This window comes from Yinghuangia aomiensis, assembly GCF_039542225.1.
Lineage (GTDB): Bacteria > Actinomycetota > Actinomycetes > Streptomycetales > Streptomycetaceae > Yinghuangia > Yinghuangia aomiensis.
Genome location: NZ_BAABHS010000010.1, coordinates 190,509 through 216,190 on the forward strand (window position 1 = coordinate 190,509; position 25,682 = coordinate 216,190).

Sequence of the window (25,682 nt, forward strand, 5' to 3'; positions counted from 1 at the left end):
CGCGGCGGGCGGCGGCGCGACAATTCTGTCAGGGCGTCAACTTCCCATGGGGCAAAACGTGTTGACTCGGTACGGGTGGCCGTCAACCCCCCGCGGCGCCGAACGCCGCGCGATAGGCGGCCTTCCCCGTCGGGAAGTCGTCGAGGGTGCCCCCGCCCCAGTCCGCGGCGAAGTAGGACTGGAAGACCGCGTTCGACGAGGTGAACAGGTCGGCCATGCGCGTGATGAAGTCCGGGTTGTCGCCGCCCCCGTGGTAGGGGTCGCCGGGGCGGTACAGGCCCCACTCGGGGAAGGCGAGCGGCTTGCCGAGGTGGCCTGCGAACGCGAGGAAGTCGGCGATGCCCATGGGGCGGTCGTGGATGTACGTCCAGCGTTCGGCGGGGGAGGCGGTGGTGCCCCACCACACGTCGTAGATGTTGAGGCCGACGATGTCGACCACGTCGTCGCCGGGATAGAGCACGTCGAACGACGTCGCCGCGCCTGCCGGTCCGACGGCTTGGTCGAGTTCGACGGTGAACCGGCCGCCTGTGACGGACCGCAGCACAAATACCGCGCGCCGGAACGCCGCGCGGTACACCGCCGGGTCGGTGGTGCCGTGCCATGGCCCGATCCCCGGATTGTTCGGCTCGTAGCCCAGCCGGACGACCGTGTCGGTCAGGCCGTGCGCGACGAGGGCGGCGGCGGTGGCGTCGAACAGCCCGTCGTGGAGACCGGCGGCGACCTCGGCGAGCGAGCCGTCCGGCTTGGGCGTCAGGGGGAGGCCGAGGATGAAGCGCCGGTTGTCGGCGTCGGGCGCGGCGGCGGCCCAGCCGCCCCACCGGTCGCTCATGACCGGCGTCCATGCCGCCCCGTTCGCGTCCGCCTGGTCGGATTCGGCGTCGGCGGGGTCGGTGTAGTCGGTGGCGTCGAGTTGTCCCCGGCCCAGCCATGAGGCGAAGGCGTCGACGGCGGGGATCGCGGCCGTGCCGAGGTAGATCCCGACGCGGGGGGTGCCGTCGGTCATGTCGTACTCCCGAACTGCTCCGAGCCGCCCGAGTCACCCCGAGTCACACCAAGCTGTCCCGAGTCACCCCGAGCCCCCGAGCCACCTCCGAGTCATCACCGGTGACGCACGGCAACGCGCATGCGGCCGCCCAGCGACTCAACTACCGTTTCGTCCAAGTTTGGCATCCTGGAGAGGCCGGCGAAACGGCGAAAGGAGAGGTCTCATGCACGCCCGTTCCTTCGCTGACGACGTGGTCAAGCGGCTCGGCAACGACAGCATCCGCCGGATCGCCGCCCTGCTCGGCGTCGACGAGACCGTCGCGCGCCGGATCGCGCGCGAGTCCGTGGTCCCGGTCGTCTCCGCACTCGTCTCCGACGTGGACCGCAACCGTGCGGAAGCCACCCGGGTCGCGGGGGCGATCAACGAGGCGATGCCGGTCGCCGGTCCCGCCGCGGGGAAGAAGCCCCGCACCGCGCTGGCCGGGATCAAGGGCGGAATCCTGGCCCTGGTCGTCCGCAAGGCGGCCGGGCCGGCCGCCCGCCGGATCGCGAAACGCACCGGGCTTCCGGTGCGCGTGTCGATCACGCTCGCCGAAATGCTGCTTCCGGCGGTGATCGGGGTGCTGGCGAAGCGGCTCAAAGCCCGCAGCGCGGGGCGCGGCGTAGGAGCGATGGACGTCGGAACGGCGATGACGTCCGAGGCATCACTGCCGCCCCGCCGCTACCGGCGCGGCCCGCTCGGGATGGTGGATCGCGTGTCGGCGTTGCGCCGGCACTGAGCCCGAAGGCCCAGTCGACGGGCGAGGAGCGCGTGGCGGGCGGCGGGGGAGTGAAGGCGGGGAGTGAAGGCGGGGGAGTCCGGGCCACCGGGACGCCCCCGCCCCCGTGTCACCCCGAGTCCGACGAGTGGCCCGGGAACACCTTCGCCGACGGGTCGATCACCGTCATCGCGTTGTTGACCGCCGTCGCCGCCTCGCCGAAGCCGGTGGCGATCAGCTTGACCTTGCCGTCGTAGTCGGCGATGTCGCCCGCCGCGAACACGCGCGGCAGGTTGGTGCGCATCGTCGAGTCCACGAGGATGTGCCGCTTGCGCTGCTCCAGCCCCCACGTGCTCATCGGCCCGAGGTCGGCCACGAACCCGAGCGCGGCGACGACCGCCTGCGCGGGAATCGTGCGGGCCGCGCCGTCCAGCTTGGCGACGATGTCCGCCGACTCGACCCGCCCGTTGCCGTGCAGCGCGGCCACCTCGGCGGACGTGATGACCTCGACGCTCGACTCCATCACCTTGCGCACGCTGTGCTCGTGCGCCCGGAACTTGTCGCGCCGGTGCACGAGCGTCACCGACTTCGCGAGCGGCTCCAGGCTCATCGCCCAGTCGAACGCCGAGTCGCCGCCGCCGACGATCAGCACGTCGAGGCCTTCGAGTTCGGCCAGCTTCGGGACGAAGTACCGGATGCCCTCGCCGGTGAACACGTCGGCCGCGGGCAGCGGGCGCGGACTGAACGTCCCGATACCGCCGCTGATCAGCACCACCTTGGTGCGCACGGTCAGTCCCGTGTCGCAGGTGACGGTGACCGCGTCGTCGCCGTGGTCGAGCCGCTCGGCGCGATGCCCGAGCAGGTACAACGGATCGAACTGGGCCGCCTGTTCACCGAGCGCGTCGACCAAGTCCTGACCCTTGACGGCGGGGAACCCGGCCACGTCGTAGATCATCTTTTCCGGATACATCGCGGAGATCTGCCCGCCGATCTCCGGAAGCGAATCCAGGACCGCGACCTTCAGGCCGCGGAAGCCGGCGTAGTACGCCGCATACAAGCCGGTAGGACCGGCGCCGACGATCAGCAGGTCGGCCTCGACCGGCGCGGTGCCACCGGGTGGTACTGGGGGCTGAACGGGCTGGGACACGAGGGCTCCCTCCGCTAAGGGGCGTCCGCAGATGAGGTGTCCTGATCGGCTGACCAGCCCTGATGTTGGCCAGCCGCAGAAGCCGCGACGACCATACCGACGGTGACTTCACGTCACCTGAATACGTGCCCCGCGTCACATCGGGGAAAGCCGCGAACGGTCCTTTGTTTGGCGGGATGTCGGGCTTGTGCGGGATGGCGGAGGTTCGCTCGGATGGCCGCGGGGCCGGGGAGGGACAGGGGAGGGACAGGGGAGCGGCGGAGGGCTGCAAGTGGCGGCAGGGGCGGCGCGGCGTCGGCGGCCGCGTACGAGAACCTGTTCTCTTTCCGGGTTCTCTTCCCTGGCGCGGATCACTAGGGTCCCCGCCATGGAAATCTCCTGCGCCCTGCCGCCGTCGGCCGAAGCCCCCGCCCTCATCGCCGAAGCCGAACGCCTCGGCTACGCCCGCGCATGGTGCTACGACTCCCCGGTGCTCTACGGCGACGTGTGGATGACCCTCGCCCTGGCCGCCGAGCGCACCGGCACGATCGGCCTCGGCCCCGCCGTCCTGGTGCCGAGCCTGCGGCATCCGATGGTCAACGCCGCCGCCATCGCGCACCTCGCCGAACTCGCGCCCGGGCGCGTCGCGGTGACGCTCGGCGCGGGCTTCACCGGCCGCATGATGCTGGGGCAGCGGCCGATGCCGTGGGCGCAGGTCGAACCGTACGTCGCCGCCGTCCGGGCGCTGCTCCGCGGCGAGGAAATCCTGTGGGAGGGCAAGGCGCTGCGCATGCTCCAGCCGCCCGGCCACGGCGCGGCGCGGCCGGTCGAGGACGTTCCGATCCTGCTCGGCGCCGAAGGCCCCAAGGGCCTCGCCGCCGCGGAACGACTCGCGGACGGCGTCTTCTCGGTGGGTTCCGTGCAGAAGGCGGGCGCGTTCCCGTGGCGCGCGACGCTGCAGTTCGGCACGGTGCTGGACGAGGGCGAGGACATGGGCTCCGAGCGGGTCCGCGAGGCCGCGGGTGCCGCGGTCGCGGTCATCTACCACGCCGTCTACGAGCGCGCCGGGGCCGGCGTCGACGGCTTCCCGGGCGGGCAGATCTGGCGCGAGTCCGTCGAACTCGCCCCCGAGGACGCCCGGCACCTGTCCGTCCACGACGGCCACCTCGTCGGCCTCAACCGCCACGACCGGCTCATCTGGGAGCAGTCCCGCGACCTCGCCCCGCAGCTCACCCTGACCGGCACCGCCGACCAGGTCCGCGCCCGCGTCGCGGACATGGAGAAGAACGGCGTCACCGAACTCGCCTACCAGCCGGTCGGACCCGACAAGCCCCGCGAACTGCGGGCGTTCGCCGAGGCGCTCGGGGTGGCGCCGCGGGGCTGAGAACGGGCCGAGCGGCTGTGCGTCGGCCGGGACGGCGTGGCGCGGCCGTTGCCGGGGGCTACCACTCCTTCAACGCCAGCGTCACGCCGACCGAGTCGAGCCAGTCCCAGAACTGCCGGTGGCCGTCGAGGCCCCAGTCCTTCCAGGCCCAGCACGCGACCGTCGGGTGACCGGCGGCGTCCAGGATGTCCAGGTCGAGGACGTACGACACGAAGTCGCCTTCGCCGACGGATCGGACGAGGCGGTCCGGCGGCGTTCCGCCCGTGCGTTCCAGCCCCTCGTCCCAGTCGTCGTCGACGAAGCCCAGGACGTCGCCGGACAGGTCTCCGCCGATGCATCCCAGCTGGTGGTGGACGGCCCAGAGCGCCCGGAGCGGGGCGGGTACGGGCCCGCCGAGCAGGGGGAGCACCTCGTGCGGGTCCACGGCACGCGGTGCTGTTCCCCGCGGGAACTGGAGGACGAGGCCGCCGGCGGGCTCGGCGACCGCGTCCAGGCGCATCCGCGGGCCGCCGACGTCCCACGCCGAAGGTTCGGAGGACGCGTACTGGTCCTCGGTGACGACGGTCAGATACGTCAGTGCGGAGTTTCCGTCCGCGTCGGCCATGAGGACGAGCCCGACGGTGTGCCGGCGGAGCAGCACGGAGTACCGCGGTGCCAGATGCGCGACCGGGTGCCAGATGTGGGACAGCGCCTGGTCGAGATCCGCGTCGGGCGGCACGCCCCACGGATTCGCGGGGAACGGCACGTCTCCGACGCCGCCTTCCAGCAGCATGCCGCGGACCGACCAGGGGACATGGGTCTGCGTCCGGATCACCTCCTCCATCACGGCGGCGTCGCGGCGGGCGACCAGCACCGGCATCAACTCGTGCCTGCGGGTGAAGCTGTCGGTCGTGCGGAACTCGGCGAGGATCTCGTCGGTGGGGCGGGAGTCGCCGCTCGGGGTGGCCCGTGCGGGTTCTGCGTCGGCGTCGGGTATGCCGTCGAACGTCACATAGGGGTGGCGGTCGGCGAGTCCGCCGAGGGCTTCGCGGCCTTTGCGGGCTTCGGTGATCGGGGTGCCGCGCAGGTTCACGTGGTGGAGGGCGGGCAGCGTGGTGACCACGGACAGGTCCCGGACCGGGCATCCGCCGAGGCCCAGCACCTGCAGTGTGGGCATGCCGGCCAGCGCGTCCAGGTCGGCCACGCGGGTGCGGTAGACGAACAGCCTGTCGAGGCGCAGGTCCGCCAAGGGGCTCAGGTCCGCCAGCGGGCCGTCGGTGACCGAGAGGTCGCGCAACGCGCCCAACCGGGCGAGGGGGCGTACATCGGTCACTCGCGTGCGGCTGAGGTCCAGCCGGTCCAACCCGGTGAGCGCGCCGAGCGCGCGGATGTCCTCGATCGGGGCCTCGATGTTCAGACTCCGCAGCCGTGTCGCGTTCCGCAGCGCGGCGGCCAGCCCGGCCACGTCGAACTCGGCCACCGAGGCGATCGCCAGCCACTCGAGGTTGCGTACCCGCGACAACCCGGCGAAGTCGGTGGGCCCGGACAGGTGGAGCCAGAAGCCTTCGAGAGCGTCCAGCGCGGAGTCGGGAATCGGCCCCGCGGATACGCCGGTCAGTGAACGCAAGTGCAGTTCGACGGTGGACTCGGGCGGTTTGAGGTCGTCGCCGCGAGCGGCGCGCGCGTAGTTGTACCGGGTCGGATCTGCGCGCATGCGGGTGCTGCCTTCCCGTGGTCACCAGGGTCGCGAATGGACCCTAACAGCGGTGAGGGACACGAGAGTTCGCGAACCGGGCCAAGTCCGTGCGATCGGCGCGACCCGGCCGGGCGCTCGCGTGATCAGCTCTCCGGCGCGACGCCCAGCACCCGCTCCAGGGCGTCTTCGAGGACCGGTCGGAGATCCGACGCGTCGTCCAGGTAGCAGCGCACCGTCAGGCCGTCGCGGAGCAGCAGCAGGATGCCCGCGGTGCGGTCCGGCGCCGGGTCGTCCGCGGCGGCGAGCAGCCGGCGCATGAGGTCGAGGAACCAGGCGCGGTGCTCGGCGATGGTGCGGCGTACCGGGTGCTCCGGGTCCGGGTACTCCGCCGCGACGTTGACGAACGGGCAGCCGCGGAACGCCGGGTCCGCGCCGGCTTCCGTCATGTAGGTGAAGACGCGCACCAGTGCGGCGCGGGGGTCGCCGTCGCCGGGCTCGGCGAGGAACGCTTCCGCGATCTCGCGCTGGAAGCGGAACTGCTCGGCGACGTACGCGTCGACGAGCGCGTCCTTGGCCGGGAAGTGGTGGTAGAAGGTCGCCTTCGCGACCTTGGCCTCCGCGATGATCCGGTCGATGCCCACCGCGTGCACGCCCTCGGCGTAGAACAGCGCGCTCGCGGTCTCCAGTACCCGGCGGCGCGCCGGACTGGCCGCCCGGCGGTCGGCGGCGGCTTCGGCCGCCGCGGCGGAGGAGGCGGCGGTTGCGGGGCTCATGGGGTTGAGATTAGCAGACAGGTCTGTCTAGAGTGCTGTCCCGTGAGGCGAACAGACCTGTCTGTCCGTTCTCCTGAACCACGTATGTGACCTGCCCATTTCGACCTTTCGGAAGGACGCCTCATGGCTCCGATCTACACCGCCATCGCCACCTCCTCCGGCCGCGACGCCCGCGCGGTCAGCTCCGACGGCCAGCTGGACGTGACCCTCGGTATGCAGAAGGAGCTCGGCGGAACCGGCGTCGGCACCAACCCCGAGCAGCTCTTCGCGGCCGGTTACGCCGCCTGCTTCGCCAGCGCCATGCAGCTCGTCGCCAAGCGTCAGAAGGTCGACGCCGCGGACGCGTCCGTCACCGCCGAGGTCGGCCTGGTCGCCAACGGCGAGGGCGGGTTCGGCCTCCAGGTCGTGCTGCGCGTCGAACTGCCCGACGCGCTGACCGCGGAGCAGCGGACCGCGCTCGTCGAGGCGACGCACCAGGTCTGCCCGTACTCGAACGCGACGCGCGGCAACATCCCGGTCGAGCTGGTCGTCGAGTAGTCGGCGGGCGGTCGGCGACGTTTCCGCCGAGCATGGCGAATGATTAGCGAATGCTTAAGGGTATGCGTCGGAATCATTCGATGGACGTAAACAGTCTCCGCGCGGGAGCCTGAATCCCGAGCGGGCGGCGCAGCAGCGCCGCCCCCGGGGTCGGGACGACACGGCGGAGGGGCGGGCGGATGAGCGGGCAGATCACCGGGCAGACCACCGGACGGATGACCGGAGGGCGGGGCGGCGGCAAGCGGTGGGGGAGCATCTCGCGGCTCGTGCTGCTCGGCGCCATCTGGGGATCCAGCTTCCTGTGGATCAAGATCGCCCTGCGGGGCTTCTCACCGATCGAAGTGGCCCTGGTGCGCGTGACCCTCGGGGCACTCGTCCTGCTCGCCTTCACCCGGGCCCGCAGAGTGCCGCTACCCCGCGGAATCGGCACCTGGGGCCACCTCACGGCCGCGGCGTTCTTCCAAAACGCCCTGCCCTACGCCCTGTTCGCGTTCGGCGAGCAGCACGTGGACAGCAGCGTCGCCGGCGTGGTCAATGCGACGACGCCGTTGTGGACCATGCTGCTCGCCGTCCTCGTCGGCACCGGGACCCGGCTCGGCGCCGCACAGGTCTTCGGCCTGTTCCTCGGCTTCGGCGGCGTCCTGCTGATCCTCGCGCCCTGGCAGAGCGGCGGAGCCTTCGGCACGGGCGCGGCGCTGATCGTCGTGGCGGCGTTCAGCTACGCCGTCAGCTACATGTACATCGACCGCTTCGTCGCCGGCCGCGGCCTCGACCCGGTGGCGATGTGCGGGGCGCAGCTCGCCGCCGCGGCGGCGATGCTGGCGGTCGTCCTGCCCTTCTCCGGTGTGTTCGGCTCCTCCGGCGGCATCGCGGTCACGCCGCGTGCCGATGCCTTCGCGGCCGTCGCCGTCCTCGGGGTTCTCGGGACGGGCGTCGCGGTGTGGCTCAACTACCGGCTGCTCGTCGACGACGGGCCCGCGGTCGCGTCGACGGTCACGTACCTGATGCCGCCGGTCTCGGTGCTCCTCGGCGCCCTGGCGCTCGACGAACCGTTCGGGGCGCGGATGGCCGTCGGCATCGCGATCGTGCTGGGCGGGATCGCGTTGACGCGGCGGCGCGGGGAGGCGGCCGCGGCGGCGGGAGACGAGAACGCCGCCTCCGCGGCGGAGGCCGCGGGGGCAGCGGTTCCCGCGCCGACGCCCGAGGCCGCCGACTGGTCCGAAGGCGCCCCCGTGGTTTCCGGCGTTGTCCGGAGGCATGCGTAGGCTGCTTGTCGTACCGGCATGGTTTGACGTACGACGAGAGGGCTCCACGTGTTCGTTCTGCACGCGCTCTGGCGCGCGGACCGGACACTCGCGGTCTGGGGCGAAGACGCCCGGCCGACGGACGAGCCCGATACCGCACCGCTGTCCCGCTCGGTTCCCCCGTTCGATCCGGCCGCCTCGGCGGCCGCCCGCGCAGCCGATGCCCCGGTCACCAACCCCGCCGGGGCATCCGGCATGTCCGGGACGGCAGCCGTGCACCCGTACGTGTGCGGCGTTCCGGTCCTCACCGGACTGCTCGCCGGTGTCGGGTCCGGCCTCGCGTGGCTTGTCGCCCAGGCCGATACCGGGGCCGCGGTACTGCGGCTGCCGACGTTCGGCGGGACGCTGCCGCAGCCGTCGCCGGAACTTCCCGGACCGCCGGTGCGCGGGCCGCGACCCGACCTGGCGTTCGCGTCCTGGACGGTTCCCGCACTGGTGTTCGACGCCGATCAGGCGGCGCAACTCCTCGGCGCGTTGTTCGAACCCCGGCACGCGGCGCTGCGCACCGAACTGGAGGGCATCGGCGCCGTCGATGTCCCGTACGGGGCGTCGCTGCGGTGGCTTACGGCCGTACACGACCTGGCATGGCGGATGGTCGGGCGCGGGCATGTGCTGCCGGGGGTACGGGCCGACGGAGCGGCGTCCTCCCGGGGGGCTGTGGGGGAGGCCGCTGCCGACCACCGGTCGGAAGTCGCGGCCTACGCGCGGTGGTCTCCCGCACCGAACGACGACGAGCACGAGCTGATGCGCGACCTCGCCGCGGCGTGCCCGCCCGTGTGCCGGGCGGAAGACGCCGGTCGGCCGCCTACGCCGACGGCGATGCTCGCGGATCTGCTGGACGCCTTGGTGGACCGGGAAGTCCGCGCCGTGCTCGACGGCGAGGGCACCATTCACCGGTTCGGTTCGCCGGACTCCCGACGGGTCGTCCCGCGGGCCGCCGTACCCGGCGAGCAGTGGCTGGCCGCGCTCGCCGCCCCCTCCGGACGGTTCGCGCTCGCCCCCGACGCGGCCGCGTCCCTCGCCGACGCCGTCGCGGCCTGGCACGCCACCGAAATCGGGACGGTACGCCCCCTCCGCACCTGCTTCCGCCTCGTCGAACCGCTCGGCCCCGACCCGGCCGACCTCCTCGGCCGCCCCACCGACGACAACTGGCGCCTGGACATCCTCGTCCAAGCACCCGACGAGCCCTCACTCATCGTCGACGCCCGAACCGTGTGGACCGCCGGACCGGTCCTCGACGCCTTCGAACGCAAGCAGCACCGTCCGCAGGAAGCCCTCCGCACCGACCTCGAACGCGCCGCCCGCATCTGGCCCGCGCTCGCCGAAACCCGCACGCACGCCCGCCCCGCGTCCGTCCCCCTCGACCGGGCCGGCGCCCTGGAATTCCTGCGCGAAGCCGCGCCCGCCCTGGCCGACGCCGGGTTCGGCGTCCTGCTGCCCGCGTGGTGGCGGCGGCCGCCCCGCCTGGGGCTCATGCTGTCCGCGCGGACGACCACACCCGGCGTCGTCACCGGCGGCAGCATCCTCGACCGCGACGCGGTGGTCGACTTCGGCTGGCGTGCGGCCCTCGGCGACCAGCCGCTCACCGACGAGGAACTGCGCGAACTCGCGGCCGCCAAACAGCCGCTCGTGCGCTTCCGCGGCCAGTGGATGGAAGCCGACCGGGAAGCCATCACCGCCGCACTGAAGTTCCTCGACCGCGAACGCACCGGAACCATGGGCGTCGGCGAAGTCGTGCGCATGGCCGTGGACCCCGGCGCGAGCGTGGCCGGGCTGCCGGTCTTCGGGATCGACGCCGACGCGTGGCTGGGCGAGCTGCTGGCGGGGGCGGAGGCGTTCTGCGGGCAAGGTGCGGAAAGCGGGGGGAGGCCGGCGGGGATTGCGGCGGAACCGTCCGGGTCCGCCGCCGAACCGCCCGGGTTCGCCGCGGAGCTGCGCCCGTATCAGCGGGACGGCGTGGCGTGGCTGGCGTTCCTGTCCCGGCTCGGGCTCGGGGCGGTGCTGGCCGACGACATGGGGCTGGGGAAGACCGTCCAGACGTTGGCTTTGGTGGCGTCCGAAGCCGCCGAAGCCGGCGATGCCGCCGCTTCCGAGGGGGGACGCCGGACTCTCGTCGTCTGCCCCATGTCCCTCGTCGGCAACTGGCTCCGCGAGACCCGGCGGTTCACACCCGGCCTGCGGGTGCACGTGCACCACGGCGCCACGCGTGCCGACGACACACATGCGCTGCGGTCGGCCGACGTCGTGATCACCACGTACGAGACCGCGCATCGGGACATCGACGCCCTGCGTACCGTCGCCTGGGACCGGATCGTGGCCGACGAGGCCCAGCACATCAAGAACATCGCCACCCGCCAGTCCCAGGCGATCCGTTCGCTGCGCGCCCGGCACCGGATCGCGCTCACCGGCACGCCGATGGAGAACCGGCTGGCCGAACTCCACTCCGTCCTCGACTTCGCCAACCCCGGGCTGTTCGGCAGCGCCGAGGACTTCAAAGCCCGCTACGCCATCGCCATCGAACGCAACGGCAGCGAACGCGCCCTCGCCGCGCTGCGCCGCGTCACCGCTCCGTTCCTGCTGCGGCGGCGCAAGACCGACCCGGCGATCGCGCGGGACCTGCCGGACAAGCAGGAGATCACCGTCCGGTGCACGCTCACGCCGGAACAGGCCGGGCTGTACCAGGCGGTCGTGGGCGACATGCTGCACCGCATGGCGAACACCCCGGCGATCGAGCGCCAGGGCCTGATGCTGGCGACGCTCGGCAAGCTCAAGCAGATCTGCAACCACCCGGCGCAGTTCCTCAAGGAGCCGGACGGCCTGACGCGCATTGCCGGGCGTTCCGGCAAGGTCGAACGGCTCGTCGACACACTGGAGGAAGCGATCGCGGAGGGCGACAAGACCCTCGTCTTCACCCAGTACGCGGCGTTCGGACGCCTGATCGCCGCACACGTCGCCGAACGACTCGACACCGAAGTGCTCTTCCTGCACGGCGGAGTGAGCGGCCGACAGCGGGTGCAGCTCGTGGACCGCTTCCAAGACCCGGACGGGCCAAGGGTGTTCGTCCTTTCACTCAAGGCGGGCGGCACTGGCCTCAACCTGACCGCCGCGACGCAGGTCATCCACATCGACCGCTGGTGGAACCCGGCGGTGGAGGACCAAGCCACCGATCGGGCACACCGGATCGGCCAGCAACAGGCCGTACAGGTAAGAAAGTTCGTATGCGCGGGGACGGTGGAGGAACATGTCGACACGCTGATCGCGGGCAAGCGGGTACTGGCAGATGCGGTGATCGGTGACGGCGGGTCGGACGGCTCGGGGAGCGGGTGGCTGACCGGCTTGTCGGCCGAGGCGCTGCGGGAACTGGTGGCGCTGCGCGACGAGGAGGCGGCATGAGCGGACTCCCGGGTGACGAGGAGACGGGCGACCTGTCCCTCGCCGACTTCTGGGGCGGGGGCCCGGTACCGCTTGCGCCCGACGAACCGCCGGGCGTGCCCGATCCGGCGTGCGCCCGTTTTGCCCCGCTGCCGCGCGCCATTCGCGGACGGATTTCGGCCGATTGGCTGCGGTCCGCGTACCAGGCCATGACCTCCCGGTGAGTCATCCCGGTAGGCAAGGCAGGATTTTCCCCGCGGCCCGCGCACGTGGCGGGCCGGAACCAAAGGAGTGTCATGTCCGCCGAGTCCGTCCGCATCCGGCCGGTCCACTACGACGACCTCGAGGCCGTCACCGCGATCTACGCCCACTACGTGGCCAATAGCGTCGCCACCTTCGACGAGGTGGCACCCGGCGTGGACATGTGGGCGGCAAAGGCCGACGACTTGGGCGCACGCGGACTGCCGTTCCTGGTCGCGGAGGACGACTGGCAGGTGGTCGGCTTCGCCTACGCCGGACCGTGGCGTCCCAAGCCGGCCTACCGGCACACCGTCGAGGACACCATCTACCTGTCGCCCGACCACAAGGGGAAGGGCATCGGGCGCACGCTGCTGTCCACACTGCTGCCGCTATGCGCCGACGCCGGGATTCGGCGGGTCCTGGCGGTCATCGCCGACGGGGACGACGATTCCTCGGTCCGGCTCCACAAGTCCTTCGGCTTCACGGAGGCGGGACGGCTGACGGAGGTCGGCTTCAAGTTCGGACGGTGGCTGGACACGGTGATCTACCAGACGGAGCTGGCGCCCCGGCAGGCGGAGGAGGCGCCGGCGGGGGTCGAGGCGTTTCCCGAGGATTGAGCGGTCGACCGGCTTGGGCGGCCACGCGACGAGGTTCCCGGGCGCCATCCCGCCGCTCATGGAACCCGTGTCTCGTCCGGCCTTGACGCAGGGCAATCCCGCACATCGCGACCACGCCGAGGCCTGGGGCTGATGCGGTAGCGTGCGGCCGTGAGCCTCGAAGACGCTGCCCGCAGGTTGGCGGATGAACAGCGGAACAAGAACGCCGCCGCGGCGACGGCTGCCGAGGCGCGCCAGGCACGCGCGGCCACGCCGACGCCCGAGGGCCTGGAGTTCGTGGGCTTCTGCCGCAATCACGGGGTGGCTCCGGTGCCGATCAGGGGCTACCGGCAGAAGCGCTGGAGCGGCAAGACCGTCACGACGGTCGTGGGGCACGGCTGGCCGCTCGACGTCTGGGACGGAGATTCACGCGGGGGTCTGTACCTGGGCGTCCGGGAGGACGGCACCGTCGTCACCCTGACCGGCCACGGCCCGTTCACCCTGGGCGGCCCTGTGGATCCGACGGATCTCCCCCGTTGGGCTGTCGTGACGCACCCTTCGCTTGCGGACCTCCTCGTGAGGGCGGCAGGCAACATCTTGATCAAGAAGGAGAACGGCGCGCTGCGCCCGCCGTTCTAGCGCCGGGACGTTCCGCGGGCCGCCCTCCGTCCCGGATGCGCGCTGCGGCGCAGTGCTGCGGCGGCGGGTGGCGTGCCCCGCCGATTTCCGGCTCAGCTCGCGTCGGCGAGCACGACGCGGAACACCGGGTAGCCCGGGGCGATCCGCCGCAGTTCCTCGTCGGAGGCGTCCGGGCCGACGCCGTCGAAGAACGCGCCGACCTCCATTTTCCAGTTGCGCAGGTAGGCACGGAGCAGGTCGGGCTTCTCGTCGTCGGGCAGCTCCACGTACGTGAACGCCTCCGCGCGCTTGCCCAGGCGCAGCTCGCCGCCGCCGGCCGCGCGCAGGTTCCGCACCCACTGCGTGACGCCGCGCGGTGCGACGAGGTACAGCTCGTCCCCGTGCGTCAGCGGGTTGACCGGCGTGGTCCGCCACTCGCCCGACGTACGGCCGCGCACCGCGAGGACCCGGCTGCCGCGGACGCTCACGCCTCGCCGGGTCAGCCACGCCATCACCGTGTTGAACACGAGGGTGGGACGGCCGGGGCGGAGGTAGCGGGGGGTGGGGGAGCCGGTGGCGGGGGCGGTGGACGCAGCGCCGTTGCCGGCGGTCGTGTCGCCCCCAGCCGCGCCGCCCGCAACCACGCCGCCCACGGCCGCAACACCCGTGTCGGCAGCGCCCGTCCCCGCGGCTTCCGCAACCTCTCCGGCCGCCAACCCGCCGTCACGCCCGCCCGTCGTCATCTCGCCCCGCTCGCTCATCGCGTCCCGCTTGGTCGTCGCCGTCTGCTCGCGCATCGTCCTTCTCCTCTTCGTCGGCGCCGGCCGGCCCTCTATGGCCGGTCCGGTCGCGCCTTCCGAGAGCGCTGCTCTCGTCTGAGAACAGCATGCACGCATTCGCCTCGCCAAAGCAAGAGCAGCGCTCTCGTAATTGTCCGGCGTTCTCGAAACTGTCAGGATGGCCTCATGAACGCCTCCCGAACCGCCCGCGACCGGGCCCGCGCCGAATTGACCCGTGAGATCAAGGAGGCCGCACGACGTCAGCTCGCCGTCGAAGGGGCCCAACGGCTCTCGCTGCGGGCGGTCGCGCGCGAGCTGGGCATGGTGTCGTCGGCGCTCTACCGCTACTTCCCGAGCCGCGACGACCTGCTCACCCAGCTGATCATCGACGCGTACGAGGGCATCGCCGACGCCGCGGATGCCGCCGTGGCCGGTATCCCCGCCGCCGACGAGCGCGGTCGCTGGCGCGCCGTCGCCAACGCGGCCCGCGACTGGGCGCGCAGTCACCCGCACGAGTTCGGGCTCGTGTACGGCACCCCCGTCCCGGGCTACCAGGCCCCGACCGACACCGTCGCGTCAGCGAGCCGTATTCCGATCGCGCTGCTGACCGTGGTCCGCGACGCGCACGAGAACCGGAGGCTCGCCGTCCCGGACCTCGATCTCGCTCCCGAACTCGCCGCGCAGGCACGGGCGGTGGCCGAGCTGACCGGGCTCGACGTGCCGCCCGCGGCGATGACCCGGGCCGTCGTGGCGTGGACGCAGCTCTTCGGCATGATCAGTTTCGAACTGTTCGGGCAGCTCGTCGGCAGCATGGATCCCGCCGACGCGTTCTTCGCCGAAGCGGTCGAACGCATGGCGGACTTCGTGGGGCTGCGCGATTCGGACGATTCCCACTCCACCGGCTGACCCGCGAAATGAACGGAACCCGGTGGACGTTGCGGTACACCGGATGATCAACTGACGCCGTCACCCACCCCGGGAGCCGCCGCATGACCCTGAGCCGGATACCGCCCGACGCGCTCGACCCCACCTCCGTACCGGTGTTCGAGGTGCGCCACCTGGCGATCACCCACCCGTCGGCGGAACCGCTGCTCCGCGAACTCGCGGACGAGTACGGCACGCGCTACGGACCGCTCGCCGGCGAGGAAATGCGGCGCTTCCCCGCTCACGAGTTCGATCCTCCGGACGGGGCCTTCCTCCTGGTGTTCGAAGACGGCGAAGCCGTCGCCGGCGGCGCTTTCCGCCGCTACGACGCAGACACCGCCGAACTCAAGCGCATCTGGACCCACTCCGCGCACCGGCGCCGCGGCCTGGCCCGCCGCGTCCTCGACGAACTCGAACGCACCGCACGCGAACGCGGCTACACCAAGGTCACGCTGACCACCGGCCCCCGCCAACCGGAAGCGAAAGCGCTCTATCTCGCGACGGGCTACACGGCCCTGCCCGACGTCGTGGAGACCGGCTCGGACGGGGCGCGGTTCCACCTGCCGGCATTCGAGAAGACGCTGACCGGGGCGGCCTGACGCGTCGACGGCCCCCAGACCCGTTTCCGACCCCGAGCAGCCGGCGCAAGGCCCGTCCCGGGGGCGACAGGTGCGCCCCCGGGACCCGAAGACGCCTCACGCCACCTGCGGCATGACCTCCGACGCGATCAGTTCCAGGTGGTCCAGGTCGGACAAGTCGAGGATCTGCAGGTAGATCCGCGTCGACCCGAGTTCCGCGAAGCGGCCGATCTTGTCGACGACCTCGGCCGGACTGCCCGCGAGGCCGTTGCTGCGCAGTTCGTCGGGCTCGCGCTTGATGGCGGCGGCGCGGCGGGCGACCTCGCCGTCGGTGCGGCCGACGCAGGCGACCAGCGCGTTCGAGAACACCATGCTGTCCTCGGCGCGTCCGGCGGTACGCATGGCCTCGCGGACCCAGCCGAATTCGCGTTCGGCTTCGTCGAGGGTCGAGAACGGTGTGTTGAACTCGTCGGCGAACCGGGCCGCGAGGGCGGGCGTCCGGGTCCGGCCGTGGCCGCCCACGAGCACCGGCGGATGCGGGTGCTGCACGGGCTTGGGCAGCGCGGGGGAATCGGTAAGCGTGTAGTAAGTGCCCGCGTGGTCGAACGTCTTGCCGACCGGCGTGTCCCAAAGTCCGGTGACGATCTCCAGCTGCTCTTCGAGCCGGGCGAACTTCTCCTTCGGGAACGGGATGCCGTACGCGTTGTGCTCTTCCGCGTACCAGCCCGCCCCGAGCCCCAGTTCCACCCGGCCGCCGGACATCGCGTCCACCTGCGCGACCTGGATCGCGAGGACGCCCGGCAGCCGGAACGTCGCCGCGGTCATCAGCGTGCCGAGCCGGATCCGCTTGGTCTCGCGGGCCAGCCCGGCCAGCGTGATCCACGCGTCGGTCGGACCGGGAAGCCCGTCCGCGTCGCCCATGCGCAGGTAGTGGTCGGACCGGAAGAACGCGTCGTAGCCGAGGTCTTCGGCGGCCTTCGCGACCGTCAGGAGGGTGTCGTAGCTCGCGCCTTGCTGGGGTTCGGTGAAGATGCGAAGTTGCATGCCGATCATTCTCGCCCATGCGATGGCGTATCCCGGGATGCGGACGCCGGGATACGACCGTCGGCTGCTCGAATATGGCGATCACATGAGATCGACCGCGACCGCCGTCAGGCGGCGCCCAGCAGTTTCCCCATCACCTCCGGAGCCCCCGCCAACGCCGCCCGGATCTGCGCCTCGGCGAACGGACGGTACGCGTCGACGTCCACCGCGGCCCAGTCCACCGGTCCCTGCGGCGGCTGCGGGTCGTACTCGAGGAACAACTGCACCTGCCGGGCGACCGCCGCCCCGGCCTCGCGCTCGACGAGGTGCAGCGCCATGTCGATGCCCGCCGACACCCCGGCCGCGGTCACCACCGGACCGTCCGCCACCCACCGCTCCGCGACCGGCGTCGCACCGAACGCCGGCAGCCGGTCACGGAACACCCAGTGCGTCGTGGCCTTGCGCCCCGCCAGCAGCCCGGCCTCGCCGAGCAGCAGCGCACCCGTGCACACCGACGCCGTGAGCGATGCCGTCGCCGCCGCCCGGCGCACGTAGCCGATCAGCTCGGCGTCGGTCAGTGCCGCCAACGTCGGCTCCTCGCCGCCGGGCACCACCAGCACGTCGGGGGACGGGACTTCGGCGAACGTCCGGTCGGGATGGACGCGCAGCGCCGCATCCGTCCCCATCGGCCCGGCCTCGGCCGCCACCACCACGACCTCGTACGGCAACCCCAGCCGCGGCAACGCCGCCAGCACCTGCAGCGGCCCCACCAAGTCGAGCAACGTCATCCCGGGATACGCCACGAACGCGATGGTCCGCACCTGCGCGCCGGCTTCGGCACCGGCACCGGCACCGGCATTGGCGGAACCGGAACCGGACCCGGCATCAGAACCAGAAGAAGTCATGCCCCCACCGTGCCCACCCCCGCTCCGGCACGCCCCGGCGATGTCCGGGATCCTGCGATCCCTGTCTCCCGGCCCCCGTGCCACCGGCGGCCCACCCCCGCTACCGTCCCCCCATGCCCGACCGCCGCCCCGCCGCACCCGCGCCCGCACCCGAGCCCGCCGTGCCCGCGCCCGCGCCGCGCGAGCGCCGCGTCGTCCTGATCGGCTACGACGGCGCGGCGCTGCTCGACATCGCCTGTCCGGTCGAGGCGTTCGACGCGGCGAACGTGCTCGGCGCGGATCCGCCGTACCGGGTCGAACTGGCGTCGCTCGGCGGCCGCCCGGTCCGGTGCGCGAGCGGGTTCACGCTGGCCGCGCACCTTGCCCTCGAAGACGTCGCCGGACGCGTCGACACGCTGGTGGTCGCGGGCGGCCACGGCCACGACGAGGCCGCCGCCACCGGCCCGTTGCTCCGGCAGCTGCAACGCCTTGCGCCGGCGTGCCGCCGGGTGTCGTCGGTGTGCACGGGCGCGACCGTCCTCGCGGCCGCCGGGCTGCTGGACGGGCGGCGCGTCACCACGCACTGGGCGTGGGCCGCCGACCTCGCCCGCGACTATCCGGCGGTGCGGGTCGATCCGGCGCCGCTCTACATCCGCGACGGATCCGTCTACACGGCCGCCGGCGTCACCAGCGCGATCGACCTCGCGCTCGCGTTCGTCGAGGAGGACCACGGCGCCGACCTCGCCCGCAGTGTGGCGCGGGGGCTCGTCACGTACCTCCAACGCCCGGGCAACCAGGCCCAGGTCAGTCTGTTCCTGGCCGCGCCGCCGCCCGAGCATCCGCTGGTCCGCCGGCTTGCCGCGTACATCGCGGGCAATCCGGCCGCCGACCTCGCGCCCGCCGCGTTGGCGGCGATCGCGGGGGTCAGCACGCGGCATCTCACCCGGCTGTTCGCGGCGCAGCTCGGGACGACGCCCGCGCGGTACGTGCGGAGCGTACGCACCGAAACCGCCGGGCACTTGCTGACCTCGACGGGCTTGCCGCTGTCCGCGGTCGCCCGGCGCAGCGGCTTCGGCAGCACCGAGACGCTGCGCCAGGCGTTCGTGGAGCACTACGGGATCGCACCGTCGGCTTACCGCCGGCTGCACCGCGCCGGAAGCCGGACGCCACCGGGGACGGACGGTCCCATGTAAGCCGACGGTTGGTCGATCCCTGCCACTCAGTCCAACAACCGCGCCCGCAAGTGCCCCACCGTGCTCGGCGACAGTCCCAGCCCCTTGCGGATGTAGTTCTCGACCGAGCCGTAAGCGCCGCGCATCGTGGCCAGCGATTCCTCGATGTACTCGGGGCTCTGCTCCATCAGCGGGCGGACGAGCGCCGGGTCGATGCCGCGCGAGGCAAGGAAGGCGTACGTGGCCTCGTTGGACGCCTTGCGGTACTCGTTCGACAGCACGTAGTCCGCGACGATCGTCTCGTCCGGTACGTCCAGCGCGGTCAGCACCAGGGCGCTCATCCAGCCGGTGCGGTCCTTGCCCGCCGTGCAGTGGTACAGCAGCGGCGTCTCGTCCTTCGACGCGATGCGGCGCAGCGTGTCGCCGAACCCGGCGCGGGCCGGTTCCGAGGTGACCATCGACCGCTGCCCGTCCATCATCAGCGCGGCGGCCTTGCCGTTGCCCAGCAGTTGGTCGAGGTACGCCAGGTCGCCGGTCGCCAGCGCCCGCCCGATGGCCTCGGCCATCGTCGCGCCCGCCGCGTCCAGCACCGGGTTCAGGACGAGGGCCGCGCCGGCCGGTATGCGGTCGGAGCCGTCCTTGGCGATCTCCGGAGCGCCGCGGAAGTCGACCACGGTGCGGATGCCCAAGCCGCGGAGCGTGCCGAGGTCCCCGTCGGTCACCTTGTTGAGCGCGTCGGCGCGGAACACCCGGCCCCAGCGCAGCGTCCGGCCGTGTGCGGTGCGGTAGCCGCCGAGGTCCCGGACGTTGACCGCGCCACTCAGCGCGATGTGCCGGACGCCGCCCCCGCCGGGCCGCGCGGCGACGGCGCTGCCACTGCCCTCGGCCGCCTGGGCGCGCGTCCCCGGCAGCACGGCGGCCGCGAACGCCCCCGCCATTCCCGCAGCGAACAGCCGGCGGCCTACCGGCCGCGCGGCCGCCCCGTTTTCCGGCATGCCGAACTGGCCCGAAACCATGCTTCCTCCGATGGTCGGCGACACGAGTCACCCGGTGTACCAGGTATGTCCAACGATCGGAATCGACGCTTCCGGACAGCGGTGGCCCGGACGAGCGCGCTAACCCTTGTAGGACGCGGCCGGCGGCCCCTGTCCGGGGACGCGGTCCTTGATCCACGTGTCGTAGATCTGCTGCCACGTGCCGTTGCCCTTGATGCGCTCCAAGTGCGCGTTGAGGAAGCGGACGAAGTCCTCGTGCCCCTTCGGCACGCCGAAGCCCTGGTACTCCACGGTGTTCGCGGTGCCCACGATCTTCGTCTGCGGGTCCTGTACGGCAAGCCCGGCCAGCAGGCCCTGGTACGTGGTGGCCGCCGCGACCTCGCCGCGCTGCATCGCGACCAGGCAGTCGGCGCGGTCGGTGACGCCGTACGCGATCGGCTTCGGCGTCACGTCGGTTTCGAGTATCCGCTGGATCAGCGTCGACCCGACCGACGCGCACACTTTCTGCCCGCCCAGATCCTCCAGGCGCTTCGCGTCCGAGTTCACCGGCACCAGCAGCATCTGGCTGTCCGTGTAGTACGGGCCGGTGAAGTCGGCGTCCTTGCGCCGGTCGCAGGTGATGGACAGCGTGTCCACGACCAGGTCGACCTGGCCGGCCTTGAGCACCTGCATGCGCTGGGCCGGGGTCACGACCCGGAACCGGATCTTCTCGGGATCGCCGAATATGGCCTTCGCGACCTCGCGCGCCATCGCGATGTCGAAACCTTCGAGCACCCCCGTGGACGGGTTCGGCGCGGCGAAGTACTGGGTGGCCTGGTCGACCCCGACGGTCAGCCACCCGCGGGACTGGATCGCGGCCAGCGTGCCGCCCGCGGGCATCCGGCCCGGCGACGGCAGTGTGCTCGGAGTGAGGCTCTGCCGCACGTCGCAGTCGGGTGCGGGCGCGGGACCGGTGTACGGCACGACCGACCCGACCGGATTCGGCACCCGCGGCACCGCGGCGGGCAAGACCGGCCCGACGTCCGTCGACGCGGCACACCCCGAGCCGGTCAGCACCGCGGCGAGCGCCACCGCGACGCCCAGCCGCCGGCCCGTGCGGGCGGCCGTAGGCCCCGCCTCCGACCGGACCGCCCCGCGGCCGTTCTCCGACCGCAGACCCCTACGGCGGCTCCGTTGCCGCCGCACGCCGAACCGTTCCACCACGCCCCCTCGCACACCCCGCCCCGCGGACCCCATTGTCCGCGCGGACGGCAGCAGGTTTGCAGGTGGGAGGGGTGATGTATAGCGCGGGGGCCGGAATCGAGGGGGGTCCCTCGCGGCTGTCCGAACCCCGGAACGCGGCAGGCCGCCGGAGCGGATCCGGCGGCCTGCCGTTCACGCGGTTCCGTACCGCTTTGCGGTGTCCGTGCGGCGTCTGCGTGGCGTTCTTGCGGGGTCAGAAGCGCAGCGTGGCGGCGATGTGCCCGCGTTCCGCGAGTTCGCCGTCCGGGACGAAGTACACCTGGGCGCCGCGGTCGAGTGCGCGCTCGGCGATGTCGTCCACGATGTCGTCGACGACCGGGAAGCCGTTCGACGGGGTGCCGTCCGGCACCGGCATCAGGTGGTTTTCGGTCACCTGCACGGTCTCGCGGTAGCCGTCCTCGATGACGAGCGTGTCGACCCGGCCTTCGAGGACCGCGCGCCACACCTCGTCCAGGCCGCTGGTCATCGCCCGGCGGCCGGTCGCGGCGTCGATCCGCTGCGCCAGGTCGCCGATCTGCTTGGCGCGGTATGCCTCGCGGGCCGGTTCGACCTCCGCGGCGAGGGCGTGCGGCGGGCCCTGGGTGAGGCCGCCCTTGGGCACGCGTCCGGCCTCGGTGTGGTGGTTCGTGCGGACCTCGTCGAGGACGGCGAGGACCGGCGGCAGGCCGACCAGGTAGAACGGGCGCGGGTGGCGGCCCAGCAGGGCGTTGAGCTTGGTGTCGATCTCGCGCATGAACTGGTGGGTGCGCTCGTCGGTGTAGACGCTGGGGAAGTTGCCGACGCGTTCCTGGTGTTCGACGTCCCAGTCGAGGTCGTCGATCTTGTGCGGGAAGCCTTCGAGGGAGATCTGCTCGACGTGGTCGTTCGTGCCGCCCCACAGCGTCGCGTGGTCGATCGCCAGCGCCAGCACCCAGTACGGCTCGTTCTGCGCGCGGGCCGCGACCAGGTTGCGGGTGAGGTAGGTGTCGGAGAAGACGACGCGTTCCGGGACTTCGCGCGGCAGGGACCACACTTCGTGCTCGCCGGGGGAGGCCAGGATGACCAGGCCGTCGAGCGAGTGCACCAGGTCGACCTCGCCGAGGGCCTGGTCGAGTTGCGCGGCCACGTCGAAGCGGGCGTCGCGCGGTACGTCGGGATCGGACTCCAGCCGGCGCTTCGCCTCGGTCACCATGTTCCGCAGCCGGATCGGGTCCTGGGCGTTGTCCGGTTCGGTGCGGTGGGTCGGCATGAGGAGCGACACGGCGGGGAAGGGGCGCACCTTGCGCAGGTCGGCAAGGGTCGCGCTGGTCAGATCCGTCAGCTTCATGGCTGCCTCTCGGTCGATCCCGGGCCTGTCGGCCCGTGGGCGAACCCCCCGAGGTGTTCCTTCCAGGGTGTCCGAGCCGGGGCTCGCCCGCATGTCCGGCGGGACCGGTATTTCGGGCTCGCGCGGGCGGGTGACCGGGTGGGGCGGGCGACGGGTCAGGTGCCGGGGGACTGGCCGGGGGACTGGAGGCGACGGGCGACGGTGCCGAGGGCGTCGGCCAGGCAGGCGAGCTGGGCGGGGGTGAGCACGTCGACCAGGGCGTCGCGAACGGCGGCGACGTGTCCGGGGGCGGCGCCGCCGAGGCGTTCGCGGCCCGCGTCGGTGAGGACGGCGAACACGCTGCGGTCGTCCGTCGGGCAGCCGCGGCGGGCGACCAGGCCGAGCTTCTCCAGTTGGCCGACCTGGTAGGTGAGGCCGCTTTTCGTGGTGAGCAGGGCGTTGGCCAGGTCGGTCATGCGCAGGGAGCCGTCGGGGGTGTCGGCGAGGCGGACGAGGATCTCGTACTGCGGATGGGACAGCCCGGCGTCGGTCTTGAGCTGCTGTTCGATCTGCCGGTTGACCAGGGCGCCCGCGGTAAGGAAGGCATACCAGGCGTGCTTTTCCTCGTCGTTCAGCCACCGCGGTTCGCGCATGCCGTCCATGGTAGAGGCCGGTCCCGAAGTCATTCAAATTTGAACGATGCGCGAGCGAGGGGTAGTGTCGCCGCAGGGTGGTTCAAATTTGAACCACGGAACGGAGAGATGGCCATGCACGCACCCGCAACCGTGCGCACCCGGGTCACCATCCCGCTGCGGTTCGCCGACGGGTACCGCGTCGACGCCGACGCGGTCACCTTCCACGGCCTGGTCGACGGGCTCGAACACGTCGCCCTCGTGCTCGGCACGCCCTCGCCGGGGGACACCCCGCTGGTCCGCCTGCACTCGGAATGCCTGACCGGCGACGCGTTCGGCTCCGCCCGGTGCGACTGCGGGCCGCAGCTGCGCGAAGCCGTCGAACGCATCGCCGACGCCGGCGGCGTCCTGCTGTACCTGCGGCAGGAAGGGCGCGGCATCGGGCTCTACAACAAGCTCGACGCGTATGCGCTGCAGGACGGCGGCCTCGACACTTATGCCGCCAACACCGCGCTGGGACTGCCCGAGGACGCACGCGACTATGCCGCGGCGGCGCAGATGCTCGGCGCGCTCGGGCTCGGCGGCGTCGACCTGCTCAGCAACAACCCCGACAAGGCGGCCCAGCTGCGCGGCTACGGCGTCGACGTGCGGGAGACCCGGGCCACCGGGGTATTCGCGTCGGGCAGCAACCTGCGCTACCTGCGCGCCAAGGTCGAGCACACGGGGCACACGATCGAATTGGCCAGTTGAGGGGAGCGTGCGTGCCGTGAACGTGTCCGACGTGGAGGTGCCCGCCGTGAAGATGCCCGCTGTCTACCTCGGCCACGGTGCGCCGCCGCTCGCCGACGACGACCTGTGGCCCGGTCAGCTCGCCGGGTGGTCCGCCGACCTGCCGCGGCCTACGTCGGTCCTGACGGTGTCGGCGCACTGGGAGGACGCGCCGGTCACGCTCGGCGCGACCCGCACCGTGCCGCTCGTCTACGACTTCGGCGGCTTCCCGCCCAAGTACTACCAGGTGACCTACCCGGCCCCCGGCGCGCCCGAGCTGGCCGAGCGGGTGCGCGGCCTGCTGGCCGCCCCCGGACGCCCGGTCCACGACGCTCCGGAGCGGGGGCTGGACCACGGGGCGTACGTGCCGCTGAAGGAGATGTATCCGGACGCCGATGTCCCGGTGCTCCAGATGTCCATGCCGTCGCTCGACCCCCAGGAACTCTTCGCCCTCGGCCGCCGCCTGGCGCCGCTGCGCGACGAAGGCGTCCTGATCGTCGGCAGCGGCTTCTTCACCCACAACCTGCGCGGCCTCATGTGGGGCGCTGGACCCGACGAAGCCCCGGGCTGGTCCCGCGAGTTCGATGCATGGGGGAGCGAGGCCCTGGCCGCCCACGACCTCGACGCGTTCCTCGACTTCCAGCACGCCGCCCCCGGCGCACGCGTCGCCCACCCGCGCACCGAGCACTTCGCCCCGCTGTTCGTCACCCTGGGTGCGGGCGAAGCGGACTTCGGCACGGCCCGCACGACGATCGACGGGTTCTGGGGCGGTCTGGCCAAGCGGTCGGTGCAGATCGGGTGACCGGACGCCGGTGAAGCCGGGTCGGCAAACGCGGCCGGGCGCGGGGGAGAACGGAGCGCCGTTCGGATAGGGCCGCGGACGCACGGACGCGCGCGTTCTACCCTCGAACCGAGCTGCGGAACCGGCGGGAGGGCGGGATGGCGGGCGGGGCGGCGGGAAGCGCGGCCGAGGGCGGGGGCGAACGGCCTTCTCGCGAACCGGGATCGGGTGACGGCGGGCCGGCGGCGTCGGCGGCTGAAGGGTCTGCCGCGGCCGAACAGGTCCGCGGCCCTGGGCCGGTGTGGAACGGCATGTCGCGGCCGATTCCGGCGGTGGGCATCGGCGGTGTCCAGCGGATCGCCGATGCCGGGCCCACCCGAGAACTCGGGGTCGGCGATCCGCCGTCGCGTGCCATGGCGAACTTGCCTCCCCGGACCGGCCCCACGGGCGGAGTGGCGTCCGGTGAGGTGGCGTCCGGCGCAGTGCCGCGGCGCGACCCCGAGGAGACCGAGCGCCAGAGGCGTTCCGCCGACATCGCGGCGGCGCAGGGGCTGGCCCCGGGGCCGTTGGCGCGGTCCCGCGAGGCGGCCGCCGCCGAGACGCCCGTGCAGCCGCGGCGGGCGGACCGCGCACGCGGCCTGGGCCCGCCGCCGCCGACAGCGGCCGAGCAGCGGCTTGCCGAGGCCGGCAGGGCTGCGCGTGCGCAACGGAACGCGCGGTTGCGGACCGACGTGGTCGCGCGGCTGGCCGCGCTGGGCCGCGGCGACTCCGGCGTCGCGCAGGGACGGACAGCGGAAGAACGGGCGGAGTTCCACGCCAGGGTGGAACGCCTGCGGGCATATGGCCGGGGAGAAGGCCGGGAACACGACGCGGCCCCCGCCGGCGACGCGGCTCCCGCCGGGGATGCGGCCGCCGCAGCACCGGAGGGGGCCACAGCGGCCGGCAAGAGGCTCCTTGCGGACGCCGAGGAGCGCTTGGCCCGGCGGCAGGACGACATCGACTGGCTCGTCGAGACCGCGAAGCAGGTACCGGGCCTGCGACAACACACGGACGGCCAAGCCGTGCCCACGGAAACCGCTGCCGCCGCGGCCGTCGGCTACGCCGCGGCGAAGGACATCCGTACCGCCCCCGGGTCCGGCACGTCCAAGACGCACAGCGAAACGTCGGCAGTGCGCGGCCTCGGCCGACGTCTCCGGCAGACGTTCGGCCTCGGTGCGGAAGCAGAGCGGAAAAGGTGAGCGGCCCGCGGCGC

Annotated in this window: 25 protein-coding genes; 14 read left to right on the top strand and 11 right to left on the bottom strand. The window is 72.5% G+C overall.

Annotated features, from left to right (window positions below; translation table 11 throughout):
* Positions 1–82: 82 nt before the first annotated feature.
* The gene (locus tag ABEA93_RS16040; protein WP_345676216.1) at positions 83–1,003 is read right to left on the bottom strand and encodes a glycoside hydrolase family 26 protein; all 921 of its coding nucleotides are present in this window, start codon (positions 1,001–1,003) and stop codon (positions 83–85) included.
* Between the two features lie 205 nt (positions 1,004–1,208).
* On the opposite strand from ABEA93_RS16040, the gene ABEA93_RS16045 reads away from it, so the two are divergent.
* Positions 1,209–1,763, top strand: coding sequence for a hypothetical protein (locus tag ABEA93_RS16045; RefSeq protein ID WP_345676217.1), 555 nt, complete (start codon positions 1,209–1,211; stop codon positions 1,761–1,763).
* A gap of 109 nt (positions 1,764–1,872) precedes the next feature.
* Here the strand turns inward: ABEA93_RS16045 and ABEA93_RS16050 are convergent, their stop codons facing one another.
* Positions 1,873–2,889, bottom strand: a complete 1,017-nt coding sequence (locus tag ABEA93_RS16050; protein WP_345676218.1) for an NAD(P)/FAD-dependent oxidoreductase — start codon at positions 2,887–2,889, stop codon at positions 1,873–1,875.
* Positions 2,890–3,256: 367 nt separating this feature from the next.
* On the opposite strand from ABEA93_RS16050, the gene ABEA93_RS16055 reads away from it, so the two are divergent.
* Positions 3,257–4,252, top strand: coding sequence for an LLM class flavin-dependent oxidoreductase (locus ABEA93_RS16055; RefSeq protein ID WP_345676219.1), 996 nt, complete (start codon positions 3,257–3,259; stop codon positions 4,250–4,252).
* Between the two features lie 58 nt (positions 4,253–4,310).
* Here ABEA93_RS16055 and ABEA93_RS16060 read toward each other — a convergent pair whose 3' ends face one another.
* Together ABEA93_RS16060 and ABEA93_RS16065 are read right to left on the bottom strand one after the other, a co-directional pair.
* Positions 4,311–5,945 carry a leucine-rich repeat domain-containing protein gene (locus ABEA93_RS16060; protein ID WP_345676220.1) on the bottom strand — a complete coding sequence of 545 codons (1,635 nt, stop codon included), beginning with the start codon at positions 5,943–5,945 and terminating at the stop codon, positions 4,311–4,313.
* Positions 5,946–6,070: 125 nt separating this feature from the next.
* Positions 6,071–6,700, bottom strand: coding sequence for a TetR/AcrR family transcriptional regulator (locus ABEA93_RS16065; RefSeq protein ID WP_345676221.1), 630 nt, complete (start codon positions 6,698–6,700; stop codon positions 6,071–6,073).
* A 123-nt stretch (positions 6,701–6,823) separates the two neighbouring features.
* Here ABEA93_RS16065 and ABEA93_RS16070 point away from each other — a divergent pair, with 123 nt between their 5' ends.
* The 6 genes from ABEA93_RS16070 (at position 6,824) to ABEA93_RS16095 (ending at position 13,388) form a co-directional block, all read left to right on the top strand.
* Entirely contained in the window at positions 6,824–7,237 is a 414-nt protein-coding gene (locus tag ABEA93_RS16070; protein WP_345676222.1) for an organic hydroperoxide resistance protein, read from the top strand.
* Between the two features lie 179 nt (positions 7,238–7,416).
* Positions 7,417–8,502, top strand: coding sequence for a DMT family transporter (locus ABEA93_RS16075; protein ID WP_345676223.1), 1,086 nt, complete (start codon positions 7,417–7,419; stop codon positions 8,500–8,502).
* Between the two features lie 48 nt (positions 8,503–8,550).
* A complete protein-coding gene (locus tag ABEA93_RS16080) occupies positions 8,551–11,934 on the top strand; it encodes a DEAD/DEAH box helicase (protein ID WP_345676224.1) in 3,384 nt (1,127 codons plus the stop codon).
* Positions 11,931–12,137 carry a hypothetical protein gene (locus tag ABEA93_RS16085; RefSeq protein ID WP_345676225.1) on the top strand — a complete coding sequence of 69 codons (207 nt, stop codon included), beginning with the start codon at positions 11,931–11,933 and terminating at the stop codon, positions 12,135–12,137. The genes ABEA93_RS16080 and ABEA93_RS16085 overlap by 4 nt, the downstream gene beginning before the upstream one ends.
* A gap of 72 nt (positions 12,138–12,209) precedes the next feature.
* Positions 12,210–12,770, top strand: coding sequence for a GNAT family N-acetyltransferase (locus tag ABEA93_RS16090; protein ID WP_345676226.1), 561 nt, complete (start codon positions 12,210–12,212; stop codon positions 12,768–12,770).
* 150 nt (positions 12,771–12,920) lie between these two features.
* Positions 12,921–13,388, top strand: a complete 468-nt coding sequence (locus ABEA93_RS16095) for a hypothetical protein (RefSeq protein WP_345676227.1) — start codon at positions 12,921–12,923, stop codon at positions 13,386–13,388.
* A 92-nt stretch (positions 13,389–13,480) separates the two neighbouring features.
* Here the strand turns inward: ABEA93_RS16095 and ABEA93_RS16100 are convergent, their stop codons facing one another.
* The gene (locus tag ABEA93_RS16100; RefSeq protein WP_345676325.1) at positions 13,481–13,879 is read right to left on the bottom strand and encodes a nitroreductase family deazaflavin-dependent oxidoreductase; all 399 of its coding nucleotides are present in this window, start codon (positions 13,877–13,879) and stop codon (positions 13,481–13,483) included.
* A 453-nt stretch (positions 13,880–14,332) separates the two neighbouring features.
* On the opposite strand from ABEA93_RS16100, the gene ABEA93_RS16105 reads away from it, so the two are divergent.
* Positions 14,333–15,052, top strand: a complete 720-nt coding sequence (locus ABEA93_RS16105; RefSeq protein ID WP_345676228.1) for a TetR/AcrR family transcriptional regulator — start codon at positions 14,333–14,335, stop codon at positions 15,050–15,052.
* Positions 15,053–15,135: 83 nt separating this feature from the next.
* A complete protein-coding gene (locus ABEA93_RS16110; RefSeq protein ID WP_345676229.1) occupies positions 15,136–15,669 on the top strand; it encodes a GNAT family N-acetyltransferase in 534 nt (177 codons plus the stop codon).
* A 96-nt stretch (positions 15,670–15,765) separates the two neighbouring features.
* On the opposite strand, the gene ABEA93_RS16115 is transcribed toward ABEA93_RS16110, so the two are convergent.
* Positions 15,766–16,692: an LLM class F420-dependent oxidoreductase gene (locus tag ABEA93_RS16115; protein ID WP_345676230.1), complete on the bottom strand. Its 927-nt coding sequence runs from the start codon at positions 16,690–16,692 to the stop codon at positions 15,766–15,768.
* Positions 16,693–16,799: 107 nt separating this feature from the next.
* Entirely contained in the window at positions 16,800–17,576 is a 777-nt protein-coding gene (locus ABEA93_RS16120) for a DJ-1/PfpI family protein (RefSeq protein ID WP_345676231.1), read from the bottom strand.
* A 113-nt stretch (positions 17,577–17,689) separates the two neighbouring features.
* Here ABEA93_RS16120 and ABEA93_RS16125 point away from each other — a divergent pair, with 113 nt between their 5' ends.
* Positions 17,690–18,748: a GlxA family transcriptional regulator gene (locus ABEA93_RS16125; protein ID WP_345676232.1), complete on the top strand. Its 1,059-nt coding sequence runs from the start codon at positions 17,690–17,692 to the stop codon at positions 18,746–18,748.
* A gap of 26 nt (positions 18,749–18,774) precedes the next feature.
* On the opposite strand, the gene ABEA93_RS16130 is transcribed toward ABEA93_RS16125, so the two are convergent.
* The 4 genes from ABEA93_RS16130 to ABEA93_RS16145 form a co-directional block, all read right to left on the bottom strand.
* Entirely contained in the window at positions 18,775–19,743 is a 969-nt protein-coding gene (locus tag ABEA93_RS16130) for a tyrosine-protein phosphatase (RefSeq protein WP_345676233.1), read from the bottom strand.
* Positions 19,744–19,842: 99 nt separating this feature from the next.
* On the bottom strand, positions 19,843–20,922 hold the full coding sequence (locus tag ABEA93_RS16135) for a glutamate ABC transporter substrate-binding protein (protein WP_345676234.1): 1,080 nt from the start codon (positions 20,920–20,922) through the stop codon (positions 19,843–19,845).
* A 235-nt stretch (positions 20,923–21,157) separates the two neighbouring features.
* Complete coding sequence (locus ABEA93_RS16140) at positions 21,158–22,270, bottom strand: baeRF3 domain-containing protein (RefSeq protein ID WP_345676235.1); 1,113 nt, start codon at positions 22,268–22,270, stop codon at positions 21,158–21,160.
* Positions 22,271–22,425: 155 nt separating this feature from the next.
* A complete protein-coding gene (locus ABEA93_RS16145) occupies positions 22,426–22,902 on the bottom strand; it encodes a MarR family winged helix-turn-helix transcriptional regulator (protein WP_345676236.1) in 477 nt (158 codons plus the stop codon).
* Positions 22,903–23,010: 108 nt separating this feature from the next.
* Here ABEA93_RS16145 and ABEA93_RS16150 point away from each other — a divergent pair, with 108 nt between their 5' ends.
* The 3 genes from ABEA93_RS16150 to ABEA93_RS16160 all read left to right on the top strand — a co-directional run bounded on the left by ABEA93_RS16150 (position 23,011) and on the right by ABEA93_RS16160 (position 25,668).
* On the top strand, positions 23,011–23,631 hold the full coding sequence (locus tag ABEA93_RS16150) for a GTP cyclohydrolase II (RefSeq protein WP_345676237.1): 621 nt from the start codon (positions 23,011–23,013) through the stop codon (positions 23,629–23,631).
* Between the two features lie 52 nt (positions 23,632–23,683).
* Positions 23,684–24,451 (top strand): dioxygenase family protein, encoded by a 768-nt coding sequence (locus ABEA93_RS16155; RefSeq protein WP_345676326.1) that lies wholly within the window; start codon positions 23,684–23,686, stop codon positions 24,449–24,451.
* A 290-nt stretch (positions 24,452–24,741) separates the two neighbouring features.
* Entirely contained in the window at positions 24,742–25,668 is a 927-nt protein-coding gene (locus ABEA93_RS16160) for a hypothetical protein (RefSeq protein WP_345676238.1), read from the top strand.
* The last annotated feature ends 14 nt before the right edge of the window (positions 25,669–25,682 follow it).